Consider the following 25,631-nt stretch of genomic DNA (forward strand, 5'->3'; position numbering starts at 1 on the left):
AGCCGCGCCGCCCGGTGCAATCTGCGAGGGCGACAATCTGCGCCATAACCGGGCCAATAACGCCAAAAACCTGAGGAAACGCACCACCGATGGGACTTCTCTTTCGCTGGCTCCTGCGCCTTGCCGCCGCTTTGATTCTGCTTCTGGTGATGGGGCTTGGTCTGGTCTATTTCCTCGCCGCGCAATCCCTGCCCGACTACGACAAGGAGATCACCCTGCCCGGCCTCCTCGCACCGGTGGAGATCGTGCGTGACAATGCCAATGTGCCGCATATTTTCGGCAGCTATGGCGCCAGCGATGAAGATGTCTATTTCGGTCTCGGCTATGCCCATGCGCAGGATCGCCTATGGCAGATGACCACCCTGCGCCGCACCGCCATGGGCCGCCTGTCGGAGATCTTTGGCAGCCGCACCGTACAGGTCGACACGCTGATCCGGCGGCTGGACATCTACCGGCTGGCGCAGCAGTCGGTCGCCGCGCAGACGCCTGAGACGATGACCGCCCTGCGCGCTTATTCCGCAGGGGTCAATGCCCGGCTGCAAGAGATCAACGAGGATGCGCTGGGGCGCGGCGCACCTGAGATGTTCCTGTTCAATGTGCCCATGGCGCCCTGGCAGCCCGCCGACAGTATCGCGGTTATGAAACTGATGGGCCTCAAGCTATCAGGGCACATGCAGGAGGAAATCCTACGCGCCCGTACCTCTCTGGCGCTGCCGGATCCCAGCCGACTGAAGGACATCCTGCCCGATGCCCCCGGCAATGGCGTGGCGGCCCTGCCGGAATATGCCGCGCTGTTTCCCCAGCTGCCCCGTCATGCCAGCACCGGCACCGATGGCAGCCAGACGCTGCCCTTCATGCCGATTGCGCCGCGCGGGCTGGCCGGCGCCTCCAACGCCTGGGCTGCGGCACCCAGCCGGTCGGCGGCGGGCGGTACGCTGCTGGCCAATGATCCGCATCTGGAGCTGACGGCACCCGGTCTGTGGTATCTGGCGCGGCTGGAACTCGGCACCGGCGGTGTCATCGGCGCCACCATTCCCGGCATTCCCGCTGTGATCTCCGGCCGCTCGGACTTGCTCGGCTGGGGGGTGACCTCCTCTTATATGGATGATCAGGATCTGTTCATCGAACAGCTGAACCCGGACAATCCCGAGGAATACAAGACCGCCGACGGCTTCAAGCGGTTCACCAGCCGCCCTTCGATCATCAATATCAAGGATGAGACGCCGGTCACCCTGACACTGCGCTGGACCGACAATGGCCCGGTGCTGCCCCGCTCGCTGTTCGATCTTGCGTCGATCACACCGCCCGGTCATGTGGTCAGCCTCGGCTGGACCGGCCTTAGCGCGCAAGACACCTCGATGAGCGCCGCACTCGAGCTGATGCGGGCCAATACGGTCGCAGAGGCGATCGAAATCGGCGAAGGCTATTTCGCCCCCTCGCAGAACCTGACCCTTGCCGACAGGACCACGGTCGCGCTCAAAACCGTGGGCGCCATACCGCAGCGCGACGCACGGCACCAAAGCCAGGGCCGGATGCCGAGCCAGGGCTGGCGCCCCGAGAACCAGTGGCAGGGCCGCGCACCCTATGCCGCCAACCCGGAATTTGTCTCGCCCATCGGCGGCATTCTCGGCAATACCAACAACAAGCTACTGGACCGCCCCTTCCCCAACCATGTGTCCTACACCTGGGGCGATACCCAGCGGATCAACCGCTGGAAAAAGCTCATGCAGGACCGCCAGGTCCATACCCGTGACAGCTTTATCGAGGCACAGCTCGACACCGTGTCCTATACCGCGCGCACCCTGCTGCCGCTGATTGGTGCCGATCTGTGGTTCACGGGAGAGGCCGCCCCCGAGGGTACCCGCGAACGTCAGCGCCAGATCGCCCTGACCCTGCTGTCAGAGTGGAACGGTGAGATGAACGAACATCTGCCGGAACCGCTGATCTATGCCGCCTGGGTTCGGGCTTTGCAGAAACGCCTGATCACTGACGATCTCGGCCCGCTGGCTGCTGAGTTCACGCAGGTCGACCCGCTGTTCCTTGAACGGGTCTTCCGCGATGTCGAAGGCGCCTCGGTCTGGTGCGATATCCGCCAAAGCGCACCTACAGAGAGCTGCACCGAATTGGCCCGCCTGGCCCTTGATGATGCACTGATCTGGATCGAAGAAACCTATGGGACCGCATTGGAATCCTTGCGCTGGGGCGATGCCCATCAGGCCACCCAGAACCACGAAGTGCTGGGCGAGGTGCCCCTGCTGCGGGTTTTTGTAAACATCCGTCAGTCCACCAGCGGCGGCGACAACACGCTGCAACGCGGGCTCACCTCCGGCAAAGGCGAGCACCCGTTCAGCAACGTTCACGCCGCCGGCTATCGGGGGGTCTATGATTTTGCCGATCCTGACAGCTCCGTTTTCATCACCGCCACCGGCCAATCCGGCCATTTCCTGTCGCGGCACTACGACGACATGTCCCAGCTCTGGCGGCGCGGCGAATATATCCCGATGTCACTGGACGAGGATTTGGCCCGGGCAGCAGCCGTTGGTATCACCCGGCTGATCCCCGCGGCCCCCGCGGAATGAGGCGGGCGATCCGGCGCCCGCAGCTAAACCTATCTGTTTCAAAACAAAATACCCCGCAACCGGTCCGGTTGCGGGGTATTTTCTAGACGAACTGCGCGATCTGATCAGAGCGCCGCGAAGCGATTCTTCTGTGTCTCGGTCCACAGAACAGTCAGTTCAAACCCGGTATCGGTCTGGGTTTCGCTTTGCACAACATCCTGTTCAAACAACCAGGCACGCTGCTTTCCTTGCGCGAATGTCAGGGTGATATCATCCTCGTGCCGGATCAGCCGCAGCTTGTCGGTGATATCCGCCAACAGCCCATCCAGCCCCTCGCCGGTGATCGCAGAGATGGCATGAATGCCATCTTCACGCTCCGCGCGCTGGCGGCGGGCCTCGGCCTCTTCCTCATCCAGAAGATCAAGCTTGTTCCAGACCTCAATCCGCGCACGGCTGTCATCAACCCCGAGCGAGGTCAGAATGCTCTCGACGTCCGCCGCCTGGTTCTGGGTCTCGTCATGGCTGATATCGCGTACATGCACGACCACATCGGCGGCCAGCACCTCTTCCAGCGTTGCCCGGAACGCAGCAACAAGCTCGGTCGGCAGATCAGAAATAAACCCAACCGTATCCGACAGGATGATTTCCGGCCCATCCGGCAGCTCAACCCGGCGCATGGTCGGATCCAGCGTGGCAAAGAGCATGTCCTTTGCCATCACCTCGGCACCGGTCAGCCGGTTGAAAAGCGTCGATTTTCCGGCGTTGGTATAGCCCACCAGCGCCACAATCGGATAGGGAATCTTGGCCCGTGCTGCGCGATGCAGCGTCCGGGTTTTCACCACCTTGTCCAACTGCCGGCGCAGCCGAACGAGCTGCTCGTCAATGGCGCGCCTGTCGGCCTCGATCTGGGTTTCGCCGGGTCCGCCGACAAATCCCAATCCGCCACGCTGCCGCTCCAGGTGGGTCCAGGCCCGCACCAGTCGCGTGCGCTGATAGCTGAGTGCCGCCATTTCAACCTGCAACACCCCCTCACGGGTGCGCGCCCGGTCCGAGAAGATCTCGAGGATCAGCCCGGTCCGGTCAAGGATTTTGACCTTCCAGGCCTTCTCAAGATTGCGCTGCTGAACCGGCGACACCGGGCCGTCGATCAGGACCAGCTCCACCTCTTCGGCCTGGAACATCGCCTTCAGCTCTTCGATTTTCCCGGATCCAAACAGCATCCCCGCATGCGCCTTTGGCAGGCGCACGACGGCCGATCCGATCACCTCGATGTCGGGCAGAGCCTCGGCCAATGACACGCCCTCAGCAAGGGCGGACACCGGATCGCGGCGATCGCGGTCTGATTTGATATCGGGATGCACCACCCAGGCACGGGTGGGCGTCCGGTCATGCTCCATCAAGAGGCGTCTTCACCTTCATACAGGCTGATCGGCTGGGCAGGCATGATCGTCGAGATGGCGTGTTTGTAAACCAGTTGCGACTGCCCGTCCCGACGCAGCAGGACACAGAAATTGTCAAACCATGTGATCACACCCTGCAACTTAACGCCGTTGATCAGAAAGATGGTGACCGGAACCTTGGTTTTACGAACGTGGTTCAGGAAGGCATCCTGAAGATTCTGTCTGTCCGAAGCCATTATTATTATCTCGCCTTTGTTCTTGTCGCGCTGCGGACCAGCGCCCCGTTAATGAATACTATGAACGCAGATAGTCGGAGTTTCCACCCGAAAATTACTCATATGACGTCCACGGTAACCATGATTGATCAGCTGCGCCAGAGGTTTGGTGTCATAAGGGCAATGATCGCCAATGTTTCCAGCCGTCCCAACACCATGGCAAAGCACAGGATCAGTTTTGCGCTGGCTGTCAGATGGATCAGGGCGATGGGTTCGGATCCTGCGACCTCGGTCAACGGGCCGGTTGTGGACAGGGTCGCAATGGTCAGGATCAGCGCCTGTTCGAAATCCGAACCAACTGCGGCCAGACTGATGCTGATCACCGCCAGTGACAGCGCAAACAGCATGAAGAACACCCAGGCGACAAAAGCCCCGTTGCGTTGCAGTCGCCGATTGCCCTTGCCCTCGTTGCTGACGGAGGACGGATGCACCAGCCGTTCCATCTCGCGCAAGCCGTTCAGATAAAGCGCATAGACCCGCAGCAGTTTCACCCCGCCTGCCGTGGTGGCGACGCCGCCGCCGATCACCGCAAGCCCCAGTAGGATCATGCCCGGCGTATCCAGCCCCGACCATTGGCGGGCGGTTTCCCAGTCGGCGCTCTCGAACCCGGTGGTCGACAGGAACGACAGCACGGTAAAAGTCGCCCCCCACCATGAGTGCAGCCCCTGCATCAGATCACTGGTGGTTGCGACATCAAAACTGGCGATCCAATGGCGCAGGAACAACAGCAGAGGCACGCCAAAGACGATCAGCAGGCCGATGCGGAACTCTGGGTCGCGATCCAACCGGCTATGGCCGCTGGTCACCGTATCGGTCGAAAACGTCAGCCGCGACAGGGCAAAGAACATGAACAGGAACATCACCATTTCCCCGGCGATGCCACTGGCGCCATTCTCCACGCCGCCCACCGCCGAGATACCGGAGGTGGCCAGCACCGACATCGCATGTCCCAGCGCAACAAGGGCGGTCTCGCCCGTGATGATCAACAGGATCCACAGAACCAGCGTCAGCCCGGCATAAAGCGGCGCCAGGGTTTTGGTCACCACCACCAGTTTGCGACGTGGATCAGCGCGCTGCATATGGAGCGGCGTCTCGGTGCCGCGTCCCGGCTCCCCCCGCGCGGTCACCTCAAATCCCCCCAGCGACAGCGGCGCCAGAATGGCCGAGGCCGCAACCCACATCAGCAGCCCACCCAGCCAGCCCACCATGGCCCGCCACAGATGCACGCTCGGCGGCAGGCGGTTGGGATCGGCAAATACATCCGCCCCGGTGGTGGTGATCGCGCTGACCATATCGAAATAGGCGTTGAGATAGCTGGTGTTGCCCAGGGCATCCTGCACCGGAACCGCCAGGAATGCGGGCAACACGGCAAAGCTCGCAAGCAGCGAGGTGAGCTGCCCCGGCATGCTGTACCGTGGCATCCGGTTGCCCATCGACAGCCCGACCAGCACAACCAGCATCAATCCCAGCACACCGGAATAGAAGAAACTGCGCGAGGTCTGGTGATCATCCAGGATCAGCGCGTGAACGGCAGGCACCCACATCGCCAGCGCGGCCACCATCAGGATCAGCAGAAAGAGCGGCAGACGCAGCAGGCCGCCTGTTTTTTCCATCGGCTGTTTGCGATGACGCGCCATGTTAGAAGAAGTCAATCGAGACCTGCATCAGGCGCTCAACCTCCGGCACATCCGCAGCCATGGCAAAGAGCGCGATCACATCGCCCTCCTCGATCCGCATTCCACCGGTCGGCCGCATCACCTTACCGTTCTTGCTAACGGCGCCGACCAGCACCCCTTCGGGGAACGCGATGTCGCGGATCATCTGCCCGGCCATGGGAGAGGTCGACATCACCTCGGCCTCGATCACCTCGGCCTCGGCATCGCCGATGGAATAGACCTGTCGCACCCGGCCATAGCGGATGTGGCGCAGGATCGAGCTCACCGTTGTGGCCCGCGGATTGATATAGGCGTCGATCCCCAGCGGCGCCATCAGCGGCACCAGCGTCGGATCGTTGATCAGTGCAATCGCCAGCGGGCAGCCTTCGGCCTTGGCCCGCACAGCGGCCAGCATATTGACCTTGTCATCATCGGTGACGGCCAGCATGGCGTCGGCCCGGTCGATCCCCGCCTCGATCATCAGGCTGCGATCCAGACCATCGCCGTTCAGCACGATGGTTCGCTCCAGCGTCTCGGCGGCGCGTTCGGCACATTTGCGGTTGCGCTCAATCATTTTGGCACGGGTGCGCCCAGTCCGGGCCTCCAGCGCCTTGGCCACCTCAAGCCCGACATTGCCGCCGCCAACGATCACAACCCGATCCTGACGTTTCTGTTGTTTGCCAAATACTTCGATCGTGCGGCTCACGTCATCAACATGGGCAAACACATAGGCGCTGTCCCCCACAAACAGCTGATCTCCCGGCTCTGGCGCAAACAGAGTGCCATCGCGGCGAATGCCCACAACGATGGCCCGCAGCGTCGAAAACAGATCCGTCAGCTGTCGCAGCGGCGTGTTGACCACCGGACAGTCCTCGTCAATCTGCACGCCCAACAGCTGCGCTTTGCCGTCCATGAACATCTCTGTATCAAAGGCGGCAGGCGCCGAAAGACGCTGCATCGCCGCCGCGGCCACCTCGCGCTCGGGGCTGATCACCACATCAATCGGCAGGTGGTCGCGGCGGTAGAGATCCGAATAAATCGCTTCGAGATAGCTTTTTGACCGCAGTCGCGCGATCTTGCGCTGGATCGAAAAGACCGAATGAGCCACCTGGCAGGTGACCATATTGACCTCATCCGAATGTGTGGCCGCAATGATCATGTCTGCGTCACGGGCACCGGCGCGGGTCAGCACGTCCGGGTAGGAGGCAAACCCGGCAATCCCCTGCACATCCAGCGTATCCGTCGCGCGGCGCACCAGATCGGGATTGTTGTCCACCACGGTCACGTCATTGTGCTCCCCCGACAGGTGCCGGGCGATCTGCCAGCCGACCTGACCTGCGCCACAGATAATAACCTTCATGTGCTTGTTCCTCAGGGCGCTGCTGCGCGAAATCGCGCGTTTTGAATGACAGAAGCCGCCGGAACGGTCAATTCAATTGTCTTACCGCCCGTTCTGGCGCACAATCAAAGGATGTCCATAAGAAATCATATGCTTGCCGCACTGCTGGTAACATCAGCGCTGGCGGCCTGTGGCCCGGTTCCGGTCTATTACCACGCCGGTGCGGATGTGGCCCGGCGCGATGCGGATCTCCTTGCCTGCGAGGTCAGCGCCCTGCGCGACGCCCCGGTGGCCACCCAGATCCGCCAGCACCCGCCGATCTTTCGCCCCGGTGGCGAGGTTTGCCGCAACGGGCGTTGCTATCACCGGGCCGGCTATTGGGAGGATGGCGGCATCTATACCGTGGACGTAAACGCCGATCTGCGCCAGCGGGTCGAGCGGTCCTGCATGGCCGCGAAGGGCTACGAAAACATCGCCGTAAAACGCTGCCCGCAGTCGGTGGCGGATGCCGTCGGGGCGCGGCGCGCCGCAACCCTGCCTCAACTCAGCCAGACCTCCTGTGCGATCGAACGCCGTGGTCAGTCGCCACAGATTGTGGCGACGACGCCCTAAGGCTCAACCACGGCGTACCGAGCTTTCAGTCAGGAAACCCTGACAACCCACTGATAAGCAGGGGATATGGCCTGAATCAGACCATATCCTCTTCGGTTTCCTTCTCAACATGCGCGATCCGCGCGCCTGCCTTGTTCGAGGTGACAACCCCCAGCGATTTCAGTTTGCGGTGCAAGGCGGAGCGTTCCATCCCGACAAAAGACGCGGTGCGGCTGATATTGCCGCCAAAGCGGTTGATCTGGGTCAGCAGATATTCGCGTTCAAACGCCTCGCGGGCCTCCCGCAGCGGCAGGGTCGCCAGCGCCCCGGAAAGCACAACCCGGCTCTGGTCATCAACCGCTTCTTCATCGCGGGGCAGATCCTTTGGCTCAATCGGACCGCTGCTTTCGCCAAGGATCAGAACCCGTTCCACCATGTTCTTCAACTGCCGCACATTGCCCGGCCACAGCATGGTCTGCATCAGGGCAATGGCATCCTCGCTAAGCTTGCGCAGCGGCAGGCCCTGGCTCTGGTTGAAATGCGCGATGAAATGATCCGCCAGCAGCGGAATATCCTCGCGCCGGTCGGCCAGCGAGGGCACCGGGATCGGCACCACATTCAGGCGGTGATAGAGTTCCTGACGGAAGCGATCCGCCTCAATCTCGCGCTCCAAGTCCTTGTTTGTCGCGGAAATAACCCGCAGGTCAACGCGCACCTTATCGGCCCCGCCAACCCGCTGGAACTGCTGATCCACCAGCACCCGCAGGATCTTTGACTGGGTCCCAAGCGGCATATCCGCCACCTCGTCAAAGAAGATCACGCCGCCATGCGCCTGTTCCAGCAGCCCCGGCTCAACCCCGCGTTCGGCGCTTTCCCGACCAAACAGCACCTCTTCCATACGGTCCGGCTCGATACTGGCGCAGTTCACCGTCACAAAGGGGGCAGAGGCGCGATTGGACTGGGTGTGAATATAGCGCGCTGCAATCTCCTTGCCGCTGCCCGCAGGCCCCGTCAGCATCACCCGGCCGTTGGACTTTGTCACCTTGTCCAACTGGCCAATCAGCGCACGATAGGTCGCGGAGGCCCCGATCATCTCGCTCACGCCGGCATCCTGACGCTTCAGATCGGAGTTTTCGCGGCGCAGCTTCGAAGCCTCCATCGCGCGGCGAATAACCACCAGCAACTGGTCGATATTAAAAGGTTTTTCGATGAAATCATACGCGCCCTGCTTGATCGCAGCGACGGCAATTTCAATATTTCCATGGCCGGAAATAATCACCACGGGGATTTCCGGGTTGTCGCGTTTCACCACCTTCAGGATGTCGATCCCATCCATCTGGCTGTCCTTCAGCCAGATATCGAGGATCAGGAGCGCCGGCGGCTCGGCGTTGAGCGCGGCCATGCATTCCTCAGAGCTGCCGGCCTTCCGCGTTGCATAGCCTTCATCCTCAAGGATATCGGAAACCAGCTCACGGATGTCGCGTTCGTCGTCAACAATCAGAATGTCACTCATGTCAGACCTGCTTTCACTGTACTCTTATTGGGGGCTGCCGCCTCATGTGCGGCAGGCAGGCGGATCACGGCCATGGCGCCATAATGGGCCTGACCTTCGAACACCGGTGCGTCTTCCAGCACCAGCGTTCCGCCGTGTTCTTCGATGATCTTCTTGACGATTGGCAGGCCGAGGCCGGTGCCTTCGTCACGGGTGGTCACATAGGGTTCAAACAAACGGGCACGGTCTTCTGGCAGACCGATGCCATTGTCGGCGATGGTGACCTCATAGCCGGTTTTCGTCGAGGTGACGGCAATGCGAATTTCCGGATCCAGATCCGGCACGCCACCTTTTTGCTTCAGGGTTTCAACGGCTTCGCCCGCGTTCTTGATCAGATTGGTCAAGGCCTGGCCGATCATGGTTGCATCCAGATCGGCAAGCATCGGTTCGGTGGGCAGATCGGCGGTGATGCGCAGATCAGGCTGGCCTGCCCGTTGCAGGGTCACCGCATCGCGCAACAGCTTCACCAGATCCTCTTCGCGGCGCTCCGGCTCCGGCATCCGTGCGAATTTTGAGAACTCATCAACAATGCGGCGCAAGTCATTGGTCTGGCGCACGATCACATCTGTCATGGATTGCAGGAGATCGCTGTTCTCCTCACCCAGCTTGGGCGCGAATTTGCGTTTGATACGCTCGGCACTCAGCTGGATCGGGGTCAGCGGGTTCTTGATCTCATGGGCAATCCGACGGGCTACATCGCCCCATGCCGCCATCCGCTGGGCGCTGACCAGGTCGGTGACATCGTCAAAGGCAACCACATAGCCCTCAAGCCGCCCCTCCTCGCTGCGCCGTGGCGACATCCGCACCAGCAGGTTCTCCAGCTGCCCCTGACGCGTCACCTTGACCTCATCCTGCACCACATCGGCGCCGGTTTCGCTCAATTCCACAAACAGCGGCCCAAACTCCGGCACGGCCACAGCCAGTGCCAGCGACTGACGATCGCCATTCCAATCCAGCAGGCGCTCGGCGGAGCGGTTCACAAAGGTCACCCGCCCCTCAGGGTCCAGCCCGACCACACCGGAGGTCACCGACATCAGCACGGAATCAAACAACCGGCGGCGGCGTTCGATCTGGCGGGTGTTTTCAAGCAGCGTGTCGCGCTGCTCGCGCAGCTCCAGCGTCATCTGGTTGAAATAGCGCCCCAGCTGCGAAATCTCGTCATCGCCGTCGTCTTCGGGCACCTGCACGTTGAGGTTGCCCGCCCCGACCCGGCGCGCCGCAATCGTCAGCCGTCCGACAGGCCGCGACAGCCGTTCGGCAAACCACATGCCCAGCCACATCGCCGCAAGGATCAGGATCACCGCAAACCCGAGGTACAACAGCACAAAGTCAAACAGAACCCGCCCGCGTTCGCTCTCCAGCTGCTGGTAGAGATGCGCAGTTTCCTTGGTGTCATCCAGGAGGCTCAGCAACTCACCGTCGACATCACGGCTGACATACAGGAAGCGGTCGACAAACGCATCCAGCCGCACCAGCGCCCGCAGTTCGCTGTTTTCCCAGTCCTGGATCAGCGTAACCCCGTTAAACGACGCCTTGCTGATGTCAGCGGCGCGCGGCTCTTCAAAGTCAAACTCATAGGAGCGTTCGCCACGGGCCCGGATGGCCCCGGCGCCATCCACCACATAGGCCTCCTGAAGGCCGCGTTGGATCTGCAATTGCCCCTGTGTCAGCACCTGGCGCAGCTGCCCGTCGCTGATGAAGAAATTGCGGTTCCGGCTGTTGTCGATATAGCGCGCCAGCGCCACCGCATCCTCCGACAGGTCGCGCTGCTGCTGCTCCTGATAGGCCTCAGCGGCGGCAAGCGAACTTCCCACGACCTGACGCACCCGGTCCGAAAACCAGCCCTCAAGGCCCACGTTCACGGTCAGGCCGGCAAACAGCGCCACGATCACGGTGGGCGTCAGCGCCAGAAAGGCGAAGGCCCCGATCAGCCGCAGATGCAGCCGGGAGCCCGCGGATTTGGCCCGTCGGGCTGCGATCAACCGCCCAACCTGCGTCAGGACCAGTGCCGCGACAGCCAGCACATAGATCAGATCAGCCAGCAGGATCAGCCGCAGCGACAGCGAGGCGACCCCTTGCGAGAACGGGCCGATGATCAGAAATGTCGAGAGCGCCAGCACAGGTCCCAGAACAACCAGCCCAAGCGCGCCGACATTGCGTGCCCTGCGGGTTCTGCGCCAGCGGTCAAGGGCCGCAAATGGCCCGTATGCCGAGCGAAGATGTGACCTCTGCGCCACGTACCGTCCCCATCCTGATGTGCGACCATTCTGGCCGACCGCCACATATCGTGATCGTCACCAGCGCGAACGCTGATCTGCCACGGTTCTGTGGCTATATTACATCAGTTTGCGACGGCGTGTCACCTCAATATCAAGGTCGGTGATCTTCTTGCGCAGCGTATTGCGGTTAATACCAAGTAAATCCGCACATTTTGCCTGATTTCCGCCGGTCATCGCGAGCGATAATTCAATCAAAGGGGTCTCAACCTCCCGCATCAACCGGGCATATAGGCCGGGTGGCGGCAGCATATCGCCGTGCAGATCGAAATAGCGCTGCAAATGGCGCGCCACTGATTCCGACAGTTTCTCGGTACTGAGGGCCGCACCGCTGGCTGCCAGCGGCTCCCCGCCCGATTGCGCGCCCAGCGCACCGTTGACTTCATCCAGGCTGATGTCCTCGCTGCGGGCGGTCAGCGCCAGACGCCGCATCACATTCTCCAGCTGGCGCACATTTCCCGGCCACGGGAACTGCCGCAACGGTTCGCGCGCTGCCTCGCTCAACCGGCGGTGCGGTGCGCCATCATTTTCGGCCCGCGTCAGGAAATGCGCGCAAAGCAGCGGAATGTCATCCACCCGCGCCCGCAGCGCAGGCACGGGGAGCTCCGTGCCGCTGATCCGGTAATAGAGATCCTGTCGCAGCCGTCCGGCCTCCATCGCTGCGGTCAGATCCTGCTGGCTGGTGGCGATGAAACGCGGCTGGTGGTCTCCGGGGGCATCCATCATGCGAACGACGCGTGCCTGTGCCTCCTCGGAGAGATCTGCCAGCTCATCCAGCAGCAGCGTGCCGCCACGGGCCTGCGCCAGCAACTGCGCCGGACCATCGAGCGAGGCGAGATCAGCCGCCTCAGCCCTGACAAACGGCAGGGTGCGCCGATCCGAAAGATCATGCATGGACCGCGCGATCAGGGATTTTCCAGTGCCGCTCTCGCCGGTGATCAACAGCGGGATATCGGTGTTCATCACCCGCGCCACCAGACGGTAAAGTGTCTGCATCACCTCGGTGCGCCCCACCAGTGGCAGGTCCTCATGGGTCTCGCCGCTATGAAGGCCGAGATCGCGCGCGCCCTCCCCCTGCGGCGTCGAACGCCCCTGCCCCTGCGCTTGTCGCCGCTCCGTCAGCGCCTTGGCAGTCCGCTTCATCAGCTCCGGCAGGTCGAACGGTTTGGGCAGGTAATCATAGGCCTCGGCCTCAGCCGCCTTGATCGCTGTCATGATGGTGTTCTGCGCCGAGATCACGATCACCGGCAGCCCTGGCCGGTCATCGGCGATCTTGGGCAGCATCTCCAGCCCATTGCCATCCGGCATCATCACGTCGGAGATGACGACATCACCCTTGCCCTCGCCAACCCAGCGCATCAGCGTCGTCAGAGAGGAGGTCGCATGCACCTTGCACCCGGCCCGGGTCAGGGCCTGTGTCAAAACCGTGCGGATAGTGCGATCGTCATCTGCGACCAGAACGGTGCCGTCCATGATGTGCTACTCCTTGGGTGCGTCTGCGGTATGGTTGGGATCATGTGGAAACGGTGCCGGGCGTGGCGCCGTCGGCACGCGCGACAGCGACAGGCGAAACACCGTCTGCCCGGGTTCGGAACTGACCGAGATCCAGCCCTGATGATCGGCAATGATCTTGCTGACCAGCGCCAGTCCCAGACCAGTGCCATTCTCGCGGCCAGAAACAAACGGATCAAAGATATCATCGCGGATCGCCTCAGGCAGACCCGGACCGTCATCGGAAATCTCAATCTGCAGCGGCAACAGCTTGCCTGACCCATCACTGCGCCGCAGGCGGAACGAATGCTCATAGAAGGTACGGATGCGAATGGTTCCACCACCGGGATCGGCGGCCTCTGCTGCGTTCTTCAGCAGGTTCAGGACCACCTGCAACAGCTGGTCCCCATCGCCCCAGGCCATCGGCAGCGAGGGGTCGTAATCCTCGATGATGGTCATCTGCGCACCAAACCCGAGCAACGCAGAGCGGCGCGCCCGGTCCAGCACATCATGGATATTGACCTCCTGAAAGGCCGGGGCCGAGAGGTTGCCGAATTGCTCCACCTGTTCCAAGAGTTTCACGATCCGCCGACTTTCGCTCACGATCAGATCGGTCAGCTCCAGATCATCCCCCGACAGCCCCATGGACAGCAGCTGCGCCGCACCGGTGATCCCTGCCAGCGGGTTCTTGATCTCATGGGCCAGCATCTCGGCCATACCGATTGCGGATTGCGCGGCGGATTTGGCCGAATGGTTCTGCGTCAACCGCCCGGCCAGCTCGCGCGGGGAGAGCAGGATCAGCATCCCCCCCTGAACGCCCTGCACCCGCGCCACCTGTACATTGCATTGCAGCGGCGCCCGCCCGGGGGTGCCGACGTCGATATCGTTCACAAACAGCGGCGTGCCATTGTCGCGGGCGCGCTCCACCGCCTCGTCAATGGCCGGGGCAATGATCACATGCTGCCAGATGCCCTGGCCCAGCAGCGCCTTGCGCGAGGTATTGAGGAAGCCCTCACCGGCGGAATTCACATCCGCAATCCGGGCCTCGCGATCTATGACAAAGGCCGGAATCGGCAGCGACGCCCAGAGCGCGCTGTCTGCACCGTTCCAATCGACCTGCGTGGCGCCGGTTTTTCCGCCCTCTGCCTGTGTCATGCCGCCTGCCCGCCCATGGTTTGTGGCCCAAGATCCGGCCCAGCGCCCCCGGTCAGCGCCGCAGGCAGGAGGCTGAGCACCGTCTTGGGGTCCTTGGCTGTCAGCACCTCCCGGCGCAGCTGAGCAGGAGTGGCGGCCTCATCCATATACCAGCCCAGATGTTTGCGTGCGACCCGCAGGCCCAGATCCACGCCGTAAAAGGCGATCATCGCCTCGTAATGAGCGCTGACCATCTGAACCAGATCCGAACCGGTCGGCACATCTGGGGCTGCACTGCCCCAGATGTCATGCGCCACCTCAGCCAGCAGCCAGGGCTTGCCCTGCGCCCCGCGCCCAATCATCACGCCATCCGCACCCGAGAGTGCCAATGCACTGCGGGCCGTGGCCGTATCCACGATATCGCCATTGGCCAGCAGCGGAACCGTTAGCGCAGCTTTCACTGCTGCAATGGCCTGCCAATCTGCATTGCCCTTGTAGAACTGACACCGGGTACGGCCATGGATGGTGACCATCTGCACCCCGGCCTCCTGCGCGCGATAGGCCACATTGGCGGCGTTCAGACAGCTGTCGTCCCAGCCAAGCCGCGTCTTCAACGTCACCGGCACCGAGACCGCAGCCACCACCGCCTCAATCAGCGACAGCGCATGATCCGGTGTCTTCAGCAGGGCCGAGCCGGAATAACCATTGGTCACCTTCTTGGCCGGGCATCCCATATTGATATCAATCAGCTTTGCGCCCCGGCTTTCCACCTGCCGCGCGGCCTCTGCCATCCAATAGGCATCGCGCCCGGCAATCTGCACCGCCGTATTCTCCACATCCGCACTCAGCTCGGCCCGTTCACGCACGCCGGGCTTGGCCTGCACCATTTCCTGACTGGCAACCATCTCGCTCACCATCAGCCCGACACCAAAGCTGCGCACCAGATCGCGAAACGGCCGATCGGTGATTCCAGCCATCGGCGCCAGCGCGATGGGAGGGGTCAGAGAGGTGGAACCGAGAGTGAAGGACAACTGCCTAATCCTTGTGCATATGTGGTGTTTCTATCCGAAGCAGCCTCTATGCGACAATGAAACCCCTGGCGGCAAGGCTGCTTCTTTTGGCAGTTGCCTAATTTTTAGGCACTTTACCCAGGGTGACGCGCTGCCATTGCCTCCCCTTGCATCACCTCCTAAACATTTGCGACCCAAGAAAGAGCCATCCCATGCCGTCTGCCCCCCTACCCACCGCGCCGGTTTCCACCGCAGCTGATCCTGCGTCCCACCAAACCGCAGCGTTGATTGTTGCCGCAGGCAAGGGCCTGCGGGCCGGCGGCGGTCTGGCAAAACAATGGCGCCCCCTGATGGGACGCCGGGTAATCGACTGGACCATTGATGCCTTCCTACGCGCAGGCGTTCAGCGGATTGCCCTCGTGCTCGCTGCTGAGGATACCGATCACTGGCAGGAGTTTGCATCGCGCGCGGAGCTGCTGCTCACAAAGGGTGGCGACACAAGGGCGCAGTCGGTGGCCAACGGGGTGGAACTGCTCGATCAGCACGGGCTCCACAGGGTTCTGATCCATGATGCCGCCCGCCCCTGTGTCTCTCCACGGGTGATCCGCGATGTGATGGCCGCGCTCGATAACCATCCGGCCGCCGCCCCGGCGCTGGCGGTGACCGATGCGCTGTGGCGCGGGGATGGTGGGACGGTTACCGGCACAGAGAACCGCGACGGCCTGTTTGCTGCCCAGACCCCGCAAGGCTTTCACCTGCCGCAGATCCGTGCCGCCCATCAGCAGCTTGCCGCATCCGGCGGCGACGCTGCAGACGATGTGGCCGTGGCCCGCGCGGCAGGGATTGACGTTGCCATCATTCCGGGCGACCCAGACAATATCAAAATCACCCGCCCGGAGGACTTTGACCGGGCTGCGCGCATATTAGGGGGCGACATGGATGTAAGGCTTGGTAATGGCTATGATGTTCACCGGTTCGGACCGGGGGATGAGGTCGTGCTCTGCGGTGTGCCCGTGGCCCATGATCGCGGCCTTCAGGGCCATTCCGACGCCGACGTCGGGCTGCACGCCATCACCGATGCCCTCTATGGTGCGCTGGCAGAGGGCGACATCGGTCGCCACTTCCCGCCCTCGGATCCCCAATGGAAAGGTGCCGCCAGCGATATCTTTCTGCGCCACGCCGCCGATCTGACCCGCTCCAAGGGCTATCAGATCTCCAATGTGGACTGCACGCTGGTCTGTGAATTCCCCAAGATCACGCCCCATGCCCCCGCCATGCGCGCGGCGGTGGCCGAGATCCTGTCGATTGATATCTCCCGCGTCTCGATCAAGGCGACCACCTCCGAACGGCTTGGCTTTACCGGTCGCGGCGAAGGCATCGCCGCCCTCGCCACCGCCTGCGTGGTGAAATCATGAAACGCTCGCGCCTCGCCTTTCTGATCGGCACCGTGGGCGGCATCGGCTACATGCGTCCGGCACCCGGCACCTGGGGGTCGCTTGCAGCGTTGCCCATGGCTTTTGTCCTGCACCAGCTGGGCGGATTCCTCCTGCTGGCGCTGGCAACCGTGATCTGCATGGTGGTCGGCGTCTGGGCGGCGGAGGCGATGACCCGCAACCGCGAAAACATGGATCCTTCCGAATTTGTACTGGATGAGGTGGCAGGCCAGTTTGTTGCCCTCTGGGCGATTTCCTATCCCGCCTGGGCGCATGACATTGCCATCACTGCACTCTGGCCCGGCTGGATTGCCGCCTTTGTGCTGTTTCGCTTGTTTGATGTGTGGAAACCCGGCCCCGTTGGCTGGGCCGACCGTCAGAAAGGGGCCACAGGGGTGATGATGGATGATATTATCGCAGGCATCCTTGCTGCCATCGGTGTCGCCGCGCTGGCCGGTCTCACCCATGGTGTACTGGGCCTGTAAATTGCAGAGGTAAGTCCATGGACGCGTCCGACATCATCCGCAAGGCCAGCGCAAAAGGCCTGACCATCGCCACCGCAGAGAGCTGCACCGCCGGTATGATCGCCGCTGCGCTCACCGATGTGCCCGGCTCCTCGGCGGTGGTTGATCGGGGCTATGTCACCTACTCAAATCGCGCCAAGCAGGAGATGTTGGGCGTGCAGACCGCGACACTCGAGGCTCTCGGCGCGGTCAGCGAGGAGGTCGCCATCCAGATGGCAGAAGGCGCCCGCAGCCGCGCCCGTGTCGATATCGCGGTGGCCGTGACCGGGATCGCAGGCCCCGGCGGCTCCGAACACAAACCCGAAGGCCGCGTCTGTTTTGCGCTGGCAGCCGGGGACCGCAGCACCCATGTCGAAACCGTCGATTTCGGCGCCCTTGGCCGCGACGCGGTGCGACGGGCCACCCGCGACCATGCGCTGACACTGATCCGACAGGTGCTCTGAACCCGCTGACGCAAATCACCGCCCATCTGCCGCAATTTCATATTCTGTGCGCAGATTGAGCAGCACCCCCTCGATTGTGCTCATTTTTTCGGCACTTTGACAAAAGCCTGCTTTTTTAGCGCCAACATCAAACCTGCCGCTTTTTTCAACGCTGCAACTCCGCTTTGTCAGGCCTCAGATAGAAATCAGCCTGAAATGCGGAAGGAACGGCGATGAACGCAGCCGATACAGCTTGGATTATTGTGGCCACGGCCCTTGTCCTCTTCATGACATTGCCGGGGCTTGCCCTGTTTTATGGCGGTCTTGTCCGCGCCCGAAATGTGCTCAGCGTGTTTATGCAATGCTACGCCATCGCCTGTTTGATGAGCGTTCTGTGGCTGGCCTTCGGCTATTCCATCGCCTTCGGAAGCGGCACCTCCGGCCTATGGGGAGGCTTGGACAAGATGTTCCTGTCCGGCGTCACCGCCGATAGCCTCTCCGGCACCCTGCCCGAGGTTCTGTTTTTTGCCTTCCAGATGACCTTCGCCATCATCACGCCCGCGCTGATCGTCGGCGCCTATGTCGAGCGCGTGGGGTTTGGCTTTGTGCTGGTGTTTTCCGGCCTCTGGATGCTTTTGTGCTACGCGCCAGTCGTACACTGGATCTGGGGCGGTGGCATGCTGGCCGATGGCGGCATCTTTGGCGCGGTCGGCGTGCGCGACTTTGCCGGTGGCATCGTGGTGCATGAAACTGCAGGTCTCGCTGCGCTGATCATCGCGGTTTTCCTTGGACCGCGCAAAAACCGTACCACACCGCCGCACAACCCCGGCTATGTCTTCATCGGCGCGGCCATGCTCTGGGTTGGTTGGTTTGGCTTCAACGGTGGCTCCCAGCTGGCTGCTGACGGTGGCGCGGCGATGGCGCTGACTGTCACCCATATCTCCGCCGCCACCGCCTCGCTGACCTGGGCGCTGTGGGAGAAGATCAAATATGGCAAAGCGTCCATGGTCGGTCTGGTCACCGGCACCATTGCGGGCCTAGCCTCCATCACGCCTGCCTCCGGCTTTGTCGGCCCGGTCGAGGCGCTGGTGATCGGTGCTGTCGCGGGTATCCTCTGTCAGGAAGCCGTGAACGTCGTCAGAAACCTGCTCAAGATCGACGACACGCTTGATGTCTTTGCCGTGCACGGTGTCGGCGGCATCTTTGGCACCATCATGATCGCGCTCTTTGGTCAGGGCACCTGGCTGGCACAGCTGGGCGGTCTTGCGATCGTCGGTATCTTCACCGCCGTTGTGACTGTTGTTCTGGTCAAGGTTACCGCCGCGATCACCCCGCTGCGCGTCGATCCGGAGACCGAGACAAACGGCTTGGACATCTCCGTCCATGGCGAACGCGCCTATGATATGACCAGCTGAGGACGCAGCACCATCCGCCATAAAAAAGAAACGGGCCTGCATCGCGGGCCCGTTTTCTTTCAATAACTTACAATGCGTTCCTGATCAGCCATACAGCTCCGCCGCGCGCCGCTCAAACGCCCGCACGATCCGCTGCATCGCTTCGTTGAAGACCACACCAATAATGCCCTGCAACACTGCGTTCTTGAACTCAAAATCCACGAAGAAGGACACGTCGCAGCCGCCATCCGCACGGTCGGCAAAGGCCCAGTTCGACTTCATATAGCGAAACGGACCGTCCAGATATTCGGTGTCGATCTTCTTATCATCGGCGTAGAGCGTCACCCGGCTGCCAAAACGCTCGCGGAACACCTTGAAGGAGATCACCAGATCCGCCTCCATCACCTCCGCGGCCCCCTGCGGCACCCGGCTACGGATCCGCGCCGCCGCACACCAGGGCAGAAACTTCGGATAATCCCCGACATCAGCCACCAGATCATACATCTGCTGTGCCGTGTAGGGCATTGGCCGGGTTTCTGAATGGGTAGGCATGAGTGGCGCATTTCCTGCTATGATCATCCGGCGTCATGTCATATGAACGCGCGGGAATTTCAAGGGGGCACCCATGACACAGCGGCCATATGTCATCGATGTGATGATCTCAGCCAAGGCCATTGCGGCCCGGATCGAAGAGCTTTGCGCCGAGATCCAAGACGAATTTCAGGGCACCGACAAACTGGTGGTGGTGGGGCTGCTGCGCGGCAGCTTCGTCTTTATCGCAGATCTCGTGCGGGAACTTGACCTGCCGATCGAGGTCGATTTCCTCGAGGCGTCCTCTTATGGGGACGCGATGGAAAGCAGCCGGGAGGTGCGCATTCTCAAGGACTTGCGCGGCGCAATTGAAGGGCGCGACGTGCTGGTTGTCGAAGATATCGTCGACACCGGTCATACCCTGAACCATGTCACCCATCTGTTGCGCAGCCGTCAGCCTGCGCGGCTGAAATCGATCGCGTTGCTGGACAAACCCTCCCGTCGTGAGGTCGATTTCCGCTCTGACTGGATCGGCTTTGAGATCCCGGACGAATTTGTGGTGGGCTACGGAATCGACTACGCGCAGCGCAACCGCAACCTGCCCTTCATCGGCAAGGTCCGCCTCACCGATGAGGCCTGAGCGCCGCACGGAACTGCCCGGCCGGTATCAGAGCACCTAACAGGGCACCGAGAAAGGCGCGCAGACACCGCGCCTTTTTTCATGCGCGAGGGAACCGGCGGCCCCTTGCCGATTGTCGCACCCCGGTCAGCACAAAGCAGCGCAGGCGATTTGCCAAAACCGGCAGGCTCCCCCATGTCTTGGTCAAAGCAGAGATCACGAGGAGATCCGCCATGACGACGAAATACCTTGCCGCCGCGGCCACTGCCGCCGCGCTGAGCCTGACGCCCGCCCTTGCCCCGACCATCGCCAATGCGGCGCCGCCAAAATGGGCTCCGGGCCATAATAACAGCGCCGCCCATTACGCGCCGGGGCAAATCAAGAAACAGTATAAGAAGCGCCACAAGACGCGGGAGCGCATCAGCGGCGACTATATCTATATCGACGATTACGCGCGTTGGGGTCTGGCACCACCGGCTCCCGGCCACCGCTATGTGCGCAAGGATGACCGCATCTATGAGGTGGTGCGTGACACGCTGGCAATCGTAGGGGCCGTCGCACTGGTCGAAGCCCTGACAAACTGACGCCTGAGCGGGTTGAACAGGTCCGCGCAAGGGCCTGTTGCAACACGCTAATCGCTCAAAATCTCGGCGATAACCTCGGCAAAGATGGCAACCCCGACCGGGATTGCCGCATCCGGGAAATCATAATCGGGATTGTGCAGCTGCGGCTGATCCATGCCGGAGCCGAGCCAGAACATAGCTGCCTTGGCCTGCTTGCCAAACTGGCCAAAATCTTCGGACCAGCGCTGTGGCTGCGCCCGCATCCGAACGGCATGGCCTGCGCGCGTGCAGGCGCGCCGCAGCAGCGTCACCGCCTCGGCGTCATTGGTGCAGGCCTCGAACACATCATCAAACCTGATCTCACAGCCAAGGCCGCTCTCAAGGCAGGTGCTCTGTACCAAAGTCGTGGCAGCTGTGATCAGCTCCGCCATGCGCGCATCATTCACCGTGCGCAGCGTGGCCCAGACCTCCCCTTCGCCGGGAGCGATGCCAAACGTGGCCTGCCCCAGTCGCGCATGGGTCAGCGTGACCAGCGCGTAATCGGGGCCAAGATCCCCACCACCCCCCAGCGCGACCAGCCCCGGAAGCAGCTGCGCCATGGCAGATGCAGGCGAAATTCCATCCTGCGGCGCCGCCGCGTGAGAGGTCCGGCCAGTCAGCTGCACCCGCATCCCCCGCGAGGCACAATTGGCGGCACCCGCGCAGAGCGCAATCTCCCCAACCGGCAGCCCCGGCAGATTATGCAATGAAAACGCGTAGTCAGGCGCGATAGTGGCAAAGGCCGGGTCGCCGATCACCGCAGCTGCCCCCTTGCCGGTTTCTTCGGCCGGCTGGAACAGGAGCACCACCCGCCCGCGAGACGGGCGTCGGGCTGCCAGATCCTCTGCCAGCGCGGCGACCATCACCATATGGCCGTCATGGCCGCACAGATGGCCACGCCCGGCATGGCTGGACCTGTAGGGCTGCTCCGACAGCTCCTCGATTGGCAGGCCATCGAGCTCGCAGCGGATCATGACGGTCGGCCCCGCCTGTATGCCCTGATAGACTGCAGCAACGCCATGGCCGCCGAGCCCGGTCAGCAGCTGGTCCGGCTGGTATTGGCGCAGATAGCGCGCCACCACCTCCGCCGTCTTCTCCTCGGCACCCGAAACCTCGGGGATCTGGTGCAGGCGATGGCGCAGCCCGGTCAGCCGCGCCAGACGCTCCGGTGTCATGCCTGGCCGAGCTTGGCGTTCCGTGCCGCACGCAGCCGGGCAAAATCATCCCCCGCGTGATAAGATGACCGCGTCAGCGGCGTCGCCGATACCATCAGAAAGCCCTTGCCATAGGCGGCTTTCTCATAGCTCTCGAATTCTTCCGGCGTCACAAAACGGTCCACCGCATGGTGCTTTGGCGTGGGCTGAAGATATTGGCCGATGGTCAGGAAATCGATATCTGCGGCGCGCATATCGTCCATCACCTGCTTTACCTCCTGCGCATTCTCGCCAAGGCCAACCATGATGCCGGATTTGGTGAAGATCGCAGGATCCAGCTCCTTTACCCGCTGCAACAGCCGCAGGGAGTGGAAATAGCGCGCACCGGGGCGGACACCGGGATAGAGACCGGGCACGGTTTCCAGATTGTGGTTGAACACATCCGGGCGGGCCTCCACCACGGTTTCCAGCACCTCAGGGGCGCATTTCAGGAAATCCGGTGTCAGGATTTCGATCGTGGTTGTCGGGCTGCGATGGCGGACCGCGCGAATGGTCTGGGCGAAATGGTCTGCACCGCCGTCTTCCAGATCGTCGCGATCGACGGAGGTGATCACAACATGGTTGAGGCCAAGTTTCTGCACCGCATGGGCGACGCGACCCGGCTCAAACGCATCCAGCGTATCGGGCCGGCCGGTGGCGATATTGCAGAAGGTACAGCCGCGGGTGCAGATTTCACCCATGATCATCATGGTGGCGTGGCCCTGGCTCCAGCATTCGCCAACATTCGGGCAGCCGGCTTCCTCACAGACCGTGACGAGGTTGTTCTCACGCATGATCTTATGCGTTTCCGCGTAGCCTTTTCCCCCTGGCGCCTTGACCCGGATCCAGCTCGGCTTCTTCGGCTGAGCATTGTCAGGACGATGCGCCTTTTCCGGGTGGCGTTGCTCGGGGATTTTCAGATCTCGCACGTCGATGTTCCCTTGCGGCAATGGTCTTTTGGTCTTCGTAACATAGTTGCAATCGCTTGGCACGACCAGTTCTGCACCTGGCGACGGCGACAGAACAGATCAGCTCTGCACCGTAATAATCTGTCTTGATTAAGATATTTGCGCGCAATGCAGAATCTACAACCCTGCCCGCCGGTTTTGCATTCCACGCTATTGCAGGATCAAACCCGCCTCCGAGTCGGTCAGAAAGCGGCGCATGACCACAGCGATGCGGCGCCACCCGGACACCGCTGCACCAGCGCGCGAATACCCCATTGCGGGCGATTTAGAACTATTATAAGTCACCGCCCGACACCGAATTGATCAACTAGGAGCCGATGATGAAAGCTGGCGTAAAACTGCCCGACGTGACCTTCCGCACCCGTGTTCGCGACGAATCCGTGGGCGGCCCGAACCCGTTCCGCTGGGAAGACAAAACCACCGCTGACTATTTCGCGGGCAAGCGCGTAGTGCTGTTCTCCCTGCCCGGTGCTTTCACCCCCACATGCTCGACCTATCAGCTGCCCGGTTTTGAAAAAGGCTTCGCCGACTTCCAGGCCGAAGGCATCGATGCGATCTACTGCATGTCGGTGAACGACAGCTTTGTGATGAACAAATGGGCCGAATCCCAGAACCTGAAGAACGTTGGCGTGATCCCCGACGGGTCGGGCGAATTCACCCGCAAGATGGGTATGCTGGTGGCCAAGGATAACCTGGGCTTTGGCAACCGGTCCTGGCGCTATGCAGCCATCGTCAACAACGGTGTTGTCGAGGCATGGTTCGAAGAGCCGGGCCTGTGCGACAACCACGGCGAAGATCCCTATGGCGTCTCCTCCCCGGAGACCGTTCTGGAGCACCTGAAAACCGCCAAGGCTGAGGTCGCCGCCTGATCCGCGCGACCCCGGTCAGGTCCGGACCGGCCAGATAAAATCCGCAAACCCGGTGCCGCATGGCGCCGGGTTTTTCTATGTCAGGCCATGGGTTCAGCCGATAAGCTCATCCTGCGCCTGCTGGGCGTCATAGTGAAGTTTCAGCTGTTGCAACGCGATGCGCAGCACCACCTTGCCTGACCGCGCCGACCAGCCCAGCTGGCGTTCGGCCGCCTCCAGCCCTTCCAGATGGCAGCAACAGCGCATCACGATGTCGCTCAGCCCCTCGCCAAGCGCGTTGAGCGCGGCAGAGGCCCGGCGTTTGGCGGCTGCCGCGGCCTGTCCGGGTCGGCGACGGCGGGCGGCGGCCGGACTGCAATCGCCATCGGCAAACTGCGCCACCGATTGCGCCAGATGATCGCCGACCTGCGCCAGTTCGAAATCTTCGCGCAGCCGCTCACCGGCGCGCACCAGATCGCTGGTCAGAAACGGCGTCCCATCACGATCCGTCAGCCGCGCCAGCATATGCAGCGGCGTCTCACCCAGCCCATAGCGCGCCCGGCGTGGACGACGCGGACCGCGACCAACCTTGCGCGTCGCCAGGCTGGCGCTTTCCAGTCGGGAACGGGCGCGGTTCTCGCGGCGGGCCACAAACTGGCTGAGCGCGGTGCGCCCTTCGGGCGTGATATGATAGCGGCTGAGCCGCCCCGGCGCCGGACAGGCGATCCAGTCGCGCAGGGCCATGGCCTCGGCCAGGATGCGATCCACCACGACCTTCTTGTCACCGCTTGCCGCCTCCCGCACGACAACCGCTTTCTCCATGCCATCCGCCACAGCGAGCACCGCGCCCTGCGGGTTCAGACAGGTCAGGATTTCGACCACCTCGCTCTCGAAGGCTTCGGCGCAGGCGGGCACTGTGCCCAGGGCCAGAGCACGGGCCGACATTGGCCTGGGCCCCGGCATCGTTTCGGCGTAGTGGCGGGCCGCCAGCGACGCCAAGGCGCCATCGACCAGCGGATCGTCGCGTCGGGTTTCGACCCGTCGGACCTGTCGCAATACCGTGGACGGGTGGCAGCCCGCCTGTTTTGCAAGATTGCGGATCGAACGGCCCGCTTCGGTGTGTTCAAGATATCGGCACGCCTCCTCAGGCACCCATTCCGGCAAGCCGGATACAGCCATAGTTTGCATTTTATCACCCCACATGTGATCATTCGAAACTATCCTCCCACTGGCCGCCTACGTGTTATCCACAGACACCATTCACCGTACTGGCCTGATTTTTCTGGATAGTCTCAGTCAGAGCATCATTGGTTTCAAATTTTCATCAATCAATATCGAATAGACCGTTCGCCGAACCGGCCCCTTCGGCAACACCCGCTTCAGTTGTGTTACACAGCGCTATCAACAGAGCTGGAAAGGACATGACGATGCAGGATATCTTTGGTCATCTGGCCGCTTTGCGCCGCCCTCGACTGTTGGTGCGGACCGCGCGGATCGGCGCGCGGGACTATAGCCGGCGGCGCGATTTGAAACGGGTGCTGGGCTATGGCACCCTGCCGAAACCGGCCGCTGCGGTGATGCGGCTGCTGGATCTCGAACACGATTACAACCGCCAGCGCGAGTCCGGCGATGCCGGGTATTCACTGACCCGCCATGTCGATGTGCTGATTGCCCTGATGGGCGAGGCCGAGGGGCTGCGCCGCCCGACCCTTAAAGTCGCCTGAGACCGTCGCCAGACAGGATGGATCCCAGGGCAGACCACCGGCCCGAAACGCAAAACGGCGGCCCCGAGGGACCGCCGTCTGCCTGCCAGCCG

General features: G+C 62.2%; 23 protein-coding genes. 10 read left to right on the top strand and 13 right to left on the bottom strand.

Features of this window, described 5'->3' with window-relative positions:
• The first annotated feature begins 89 nt into the window (after window positions 1–89).
• Complete coding sequence (locus VWY60_RS07780; RefSeq protein ID WP_416540211.1) at window positions 90–2,579, top strand: penicillin acylase family protein; 2,490 nt, start codon at window positions 90–92, stop codon at window positions 2,577–2,579.
• Between the two features lie 104 nt (window positions 2,580–2,683).
• On the opposite strand, the gene hflX is transcribed toward VWY60_RS07780, so the two are convergent.
• The 4 genes from hflX to trkA form a co-directional block, all read right to left on the bottom strand.
• Window positions 2,684–3,955, bottom strand: a complete 1,272-nt coding sequence (gene hflX / locus VWY60_RS07785) for a GTPase HflX (protein WP_416538718.1) — start codon at window positions 3,953–3,955, stop codon at window positions 2,684–2,686.
• Window positions 3,955–4,194, bottom strand: coding sequence for an RNA chaperone Hfq (hfq, locus tag VWY60_RS07790; protein ID WP_008204623.1), 240 nt, complete (start codon window positions 4,192–4,194; stop codon window positions 3,955–3,957). The genes hflX and hfq overlap by 1 nt, the downstream gene beginning before the upstream one ends.
• Window positions 4,195–4,322: 128 nt before the next feature.
• The gene (locus tag VWY60_RS07795) at window positions 4,323–5,870 is read right to left on the bottom strand and encodes a TrkH family potassium uptake protein (protein ID WP_340546316.1); all 1,548 of its coding nucleotides are present in this window, start codon (window positions 5,868–5,870) and stop codon (window positions 4,323–4,325) included.
• Between the two features lies 1 nt (window position 5,871).
• Complete coding sequence (gene trkA / locus VWY60_RS07800) at window positions 5,872–7,248, bottom strand: Trk system potassium transporter TrkA (protein ID WP_340545497.1); 1,377 nt, start codon at window positions 7,246–7,248, stop codon at window positions 5,872–5,874.
• Window positions 7,249–7,377: 129 nt separating this feature from the next.
• On the opposite strand from trkA, the gene VWY60_RS07805 reads away from it, so the two are divergent.
• Window positions 7,378–7,839 carry a hypothetical protein gene (locus VWY60_RS07805; RefSeq protein WP_416540212.1) on the top strand — a complete coding sequence of 154 codons (462 nt, stop codon included), beginning with the start codon at window positions 7,378–7,380 and terminating at the stop codon, window positions 7,837–7,839.
• Between the two features lie 76 nt (window positions 7,840–7,915).
• On the opposite strand, the gene VWY60_RS07810 is transcribed toward VWY60_RS07805, so the two are convergent.
• The 5 genes from VWY60_RS07810 to dusB all read right to left on the bottom strand — a co-directional run bounded on the left by VWY60_RS07810 (window position 7,916) and on the right by dusB (window position 15,302).
• The gene (locus VWY60_RS07810; RefSeq protein ID WP_416540213.1) at window positions 7,916–9,331 is read right to left on the bottom strand and encodes a sigma-54-dependent transcriptional regulator; all 1,416 of its coding nucleotides are present in this window, start codon (window positions 9,329–9,331) and stop codon (window positions 7,916–7,918) included.
• Window positions 9,328–11,607 (bottom strand): sensor histidine kinase NtrY-like, encoded by a 2,280-nt coding sequence (locus VWY60_RS07815; protein ID WP_340545494.1) that lies wholly within the window; start codon window positions 11,605–11,607, stop codon window positions 9,328–9,330. The genes VWY60_RS07810 and VWY60_RS07815 overlap by 4 nt, the downstream gene beginning before the upstream one ends.
• Before the next feature lie 99 nt (window positions 11,608–11,706).
• A complete protein-coding gene (locus VWY60_RS07820) occupies window positions 11,707–13,119 on the bottom strand; it encodes a response regulator (protein ID WP_416540214.1) in 1,413 nt (470 codons plus the stop codon).
• 6 nt (window positions 13,120–13,125) lie between these two features.
• Window positions 13,126–14,292: a two-component system sensor histidine kinase NtrB gene (locus VWY60_RS07825; RefSeq protein WP_416535983.1), complete on the bottom strand. Its 1,167-nt coding sequence runs from the start codon at window positions 14,290–14,292 to the stop codon at window positions 13,126–13,128.
• On the bottom strand, window positions 14,289–15,302 hold the full coding sequence (dusB, locus tag VWY60_RS07830) for a tRNA dihydrouridine synthase DusB (RefSeq protein WP_416535985.1): 1,014 nt from the start codon (window positions 15,300–15,302) through the stop codon (window positions 14,289–14,291). Before dusB ends, VWY60_RS07825 begins: the two co-directional genes overlap by 4 nt.
• A gap of 191 nt (window positions 15,303–15,493) precedes the next feature.
• Here dusB and VWY60_RS07835 point away from each other — a divergent pair, with 191 nt between their 5' ends.
• From VWY60_RS07835 to VWY60_RS07850, 4 genes are all read left to right on the top strand, one after another.
• On the top strand, window positions 15,494–16,696 hold the full coding sequence (locus tag VWY60_RS07835; protein WP_416540215.1) for a bifunctional 2-C-methyl-D-erythritol 4-phosphate cytidylyltransferase/2-C-methyl-D-erythritol 2,4-cyclodiphosphate synthase: 1,203 nt from the start codon (window positions 15,494–15,496) through the stop codon (window positions 16,694–16,696).
• Window positions 16,693–17,199, top strand: coding sequence for a phosphatidylglycerophosphatase A (locus tag VWY60_RS07840; protein ID WP_340545489.1), 507 nt, complete (start codon window positions 16,693–16,695; stop codon window positions 17,197–17,199). Before VWY60_RS07835 ends, VWY60_RS07840 begins: the two co-directional genes overlap by 4 nt.
• A gap of 17 nt (window positions 17,200–17,216) precedes the next feature.
• Complete coding sequence (locus VWY60_RS07845) at window positions 17,217–17,681, top strand: CinA family protein (protein WP_416540216.1); 465 nt, start codon at window positions 17,217–17,219, stop codon at window positions 17,679–17,681.
• A gap of 212 nt (window positions 17,682–17,893) precedes the next feature.
• Window positions 17,894–19,075: an ammonium transporter gene (locus VWY60_RS07850; protein ID WP_416540217.1), complete on the top strand. Its 1,182-nt coding sequence runs from the start codon at window positions 17,894–17,896 to the stop codon at window positions 19,073–19,075.
• Window positions 19,076–19,159: 84 nt separating this feature from the next.
• Here the strand turns inward: VWY60_RS07850 and VWY60_RS07855 are convergent, their stop codons facing one another.
• Complete coding sequence (locus tag VWY60_RS07855) at window positions 19,160–19,606, bottom strand: type II toxin-antitoxin system RatA family toxin (protein ID WP_416540218.1); 447 nt, start codon at window positions 19,604–19,606, stop codon at window positions 19,160–19,162.
• A 73-nt stretch (window positions 19,607–19,679) separates the two neighbouring features.
• Here VWY60_RS07855 and hpt point away from each other — a divergent pair, with 73 nt between their 5' ends.
• Both hpt and VWY60_RS07865 read left to right on the top strand, forming a co-directional pair.
• Window positions 19,680–20,225, top strand: coding sequence for a hypoxanthine phosphoribosyltransferase (gene hpt / locus VWY60_RS07860; RefSeq protein WP_416540219.1), 546 nt, complete (start codon window positions 19,680–19,682; stop codon window positions 20,223–20,225).
• A gap of 212 nt (window positions 20,226–20,437) precedes the next feature.
• Window positions 20,438–20,788 (top strand): hypothetical protein, encoded by a 351-nt coding sequence (locus tag VWY60_RS07865; protein WP_416540220.1) that lies wholly within the window; start codon window positions 20,438–20,440, stop codon window positions 20,786–20,788.
• 47 nt (window positions 20,789–20,835) lie between these two features.
• On the opposite strand, the gene VWY60_RS07870 is transcribed toward VWY60_RS07865, so the two are convergent.
• Together VWY60_RS07870 and lipA are read right to left on the bottom strand one after the other, a co-directional pair.
• Window positions 20,836–21,981 carry an amidohydrolase gene (locus VWY60_RS07870; RefSeq protein ID WP_416540221.1) on the bottom strand — a complete coding sequence of 382 codons (1,146 nt, stop codon included), beginning with the start codon at window positions 21,979–21,981 and terminating at the stop codon, window positions 20,836–20,838.
• Window positions 21,978–22,928, bottom strand: a complete 951-nt coding sequence (gene lipA / locus VWY60_RS07875) for a lipoyl synthase (protein ID WP_340545482.1) — start codon at window positions 22,926–22,928, stop codon at window positions 21,978–21,980. The genes VWY60_RS07870 and lipA overlap by 4 nt, the downstream gene beginning before the upstream one ends.
• A gap of 359 nt (window positions 22,929–23,287) precedes the next feature.
• On the opposite strand from lipA, the gene VWY60_RS07880 reads away from it, so the two are divergent.
• Window positions 23,288–23,836 (top strand): peroxiredoxin, encoded by a 549-nt coding sequence (locus VWY60_RS07880; protein WP_416540222.1) that lies wholly within the window; start codon window positions 23,288–23,290, stop codon window positions 23,834–23,836.
• A 93-nt stretch (window positions 23,837–23,929) separates the two neighbouring features.
• Here VWY60_RS07880 and VWY60_RS07885 read toward each other — a convergent pair whose 3' ends face one another.
• Window positions 23,930–25,003 (bottom strand): DUF6456 domain-containing protein, encoded by a 1,074-nt coding sequence (locus VWY60_RS07885; RefSeq protein WP_340545480.1) that lies wholly within the window; start codon window positions 25,001–25,003, stop codon window positions 23,930–23,932.
• Window positions 25,004–25,242: 239 nt separating this feature from the next.
• Between VWY60_RS07885 and VWY60_RS07890 the strand changes: the two genes are divergently transcribed.
• Entirely contained in the window at window positions 25,243–25,539 is a 297-nt protein-coding gene (locus VWY60_RS07890; protein WP_340545479.1) for a DUF6477 family protein, read from the top strand.
• Window positions 25,540–25,631 lie beyond the last annotated feature (92 nt).

The organism is Phaeobacter sp. JH20_26, from assembly GCF_048056275.1.
GTDB lineage: Bacteria > Pseudomonadota > Alphaproteobacteria > Rhodobacterales > Rhodobacteraceae > Phaeobacter > Phaeobacter bryozoorum.

Coding starts and splice junctions, on each gene's coding strand:
- VWY60_RS07845 (WP_416540216.1), top strand. CDS start 17,217: ATGGACGCGTCCGACATCATCCGCAAGGCCAGCGCAAAAGGCCTGACC.
- VWY60_RS07865 (WP_416540220.1), top strand. CDS start 20,438: ATGACGACGAAATACCTTGCCGCCGCGGCCACTGCCGCCGCGCTGAGC.
- hpt (WP_416540219.1), top strand. CDS start 19,680: ATGACACAGCGGCCATATGTCATCGATGTGATGATCTCAGCCAAGGCC.
- VWY60_RS07890 (WP_340545479.1), top strand. CDS start 25,243: ATGCAGGATATCTTTGGTCATCTGGCCGCTTTGCGCCGCCCTCGACTG.
- VWY60_RS07825 (WP_416535983.1), bottom strand. CDS start 14,292: ATGACACAGGCAGAGGGCGGAAAAACCGGCGCCACGCAGGTCGATTGG.
- VWY60_RS07795 (WP_340546316.1), bottom strand. CDS start 5,870: ATGGCGCGTCATCGCAAACAGCCGATGGAAAAAACAGGCGGCCTGCTG.
- VWY60_RS07840 (WP_340545489.1), top strand. CDS start 16,693: ATGAAACGCTCGCGCCTCGCCTTTCTGATCGGCACCGTGGGCGGCATC.
- VWY60_RS07805 (WP_416540212.1), top strand. CDS start 7,378: ATGCTTGCCGCACTGCTGGTAACATCAGCGCTGGCGGCCTGTGGCCCG.
- hfq (WP_008204623.1), bottom strand. CDS start 4,194: ATGGCTTCGGACAGACAGAATCTTCAGGATGCCTTCCTGAACCACGTT.
- VWY60_RS07780 (WP_416540211.1), top strand. CDS start 90: ATGGGACTTCTCTTTCGCTGGCTCCTGCGCCTTGCCGCCGCTTTGATT.
- VWY60_RS07810 (WP_416540213.1), bottom strand. CDS start 9,331: ATGAGTGACATTCTGATTGTTGACGACGAACGCGACATCCGTGAGCTG.
- hflX (WP_416538718.1), bottom strand. CDS start 3,955: ATGGAGCATGACCGGACGCCCACCCGTGCCTGGGTGGTGCATCCCGAT.
- VWY60_RS07820 (WP_416540214.1), bottom strand. CDS start 13,119: ATGGACGGCACCGTTCTGGTCGCAGATGACGATCGCACTATCCGCACG.
- VWY60_RS07855 (WP_416540218.1), bottom strand. CDS start 19,606: ATGCCTACCCATTCAGAAACCCGGCCAATGCCCTACACGGCACAGCAG.
- trkA (WP_340545497.1), bottom strand. CDS start 7,248: ATGAAGGTTATTATCTGTGGCGCAGGTCAGGTCGGCTGGCAGATCGCC.
- VWY60_RS07885 (WP_340545480.1), bottom strand. CDS start 25,003: ATGCAAACTATGGCTGTATCCGGCTTGCCGGAATGGGTGCCTGAGGAG.
- VWY60_RS07880 (WP_416540222.1), top strand. CDS start 23,288: ATGAAAGCTGGCGTAAAACTGCCCGACGTGACCTTCCGCACCCGTGTT.
- VWY60_RS07835 (WP_416540215.1), top strand. CDS start 15,494: ATGCCGTCTGCCCCCCTACCCACCGCGCCGGTTTCCACCGCAGCTGAT.
- VWY60_RS07870 (WP_416540221.1), bottom strand. CDS start 21,981: ATGACACCGGAGCGTCTGGCGCGGCTGACCGGGCTGCGCCATCGCCTG.
- VWY60_RS07850 (WP_416540217.1), top strand. CDS start 17,894: ATGAACGCAGCCGATACAGCTTGGATTATTGTGGCCACGGCCCTTGTC.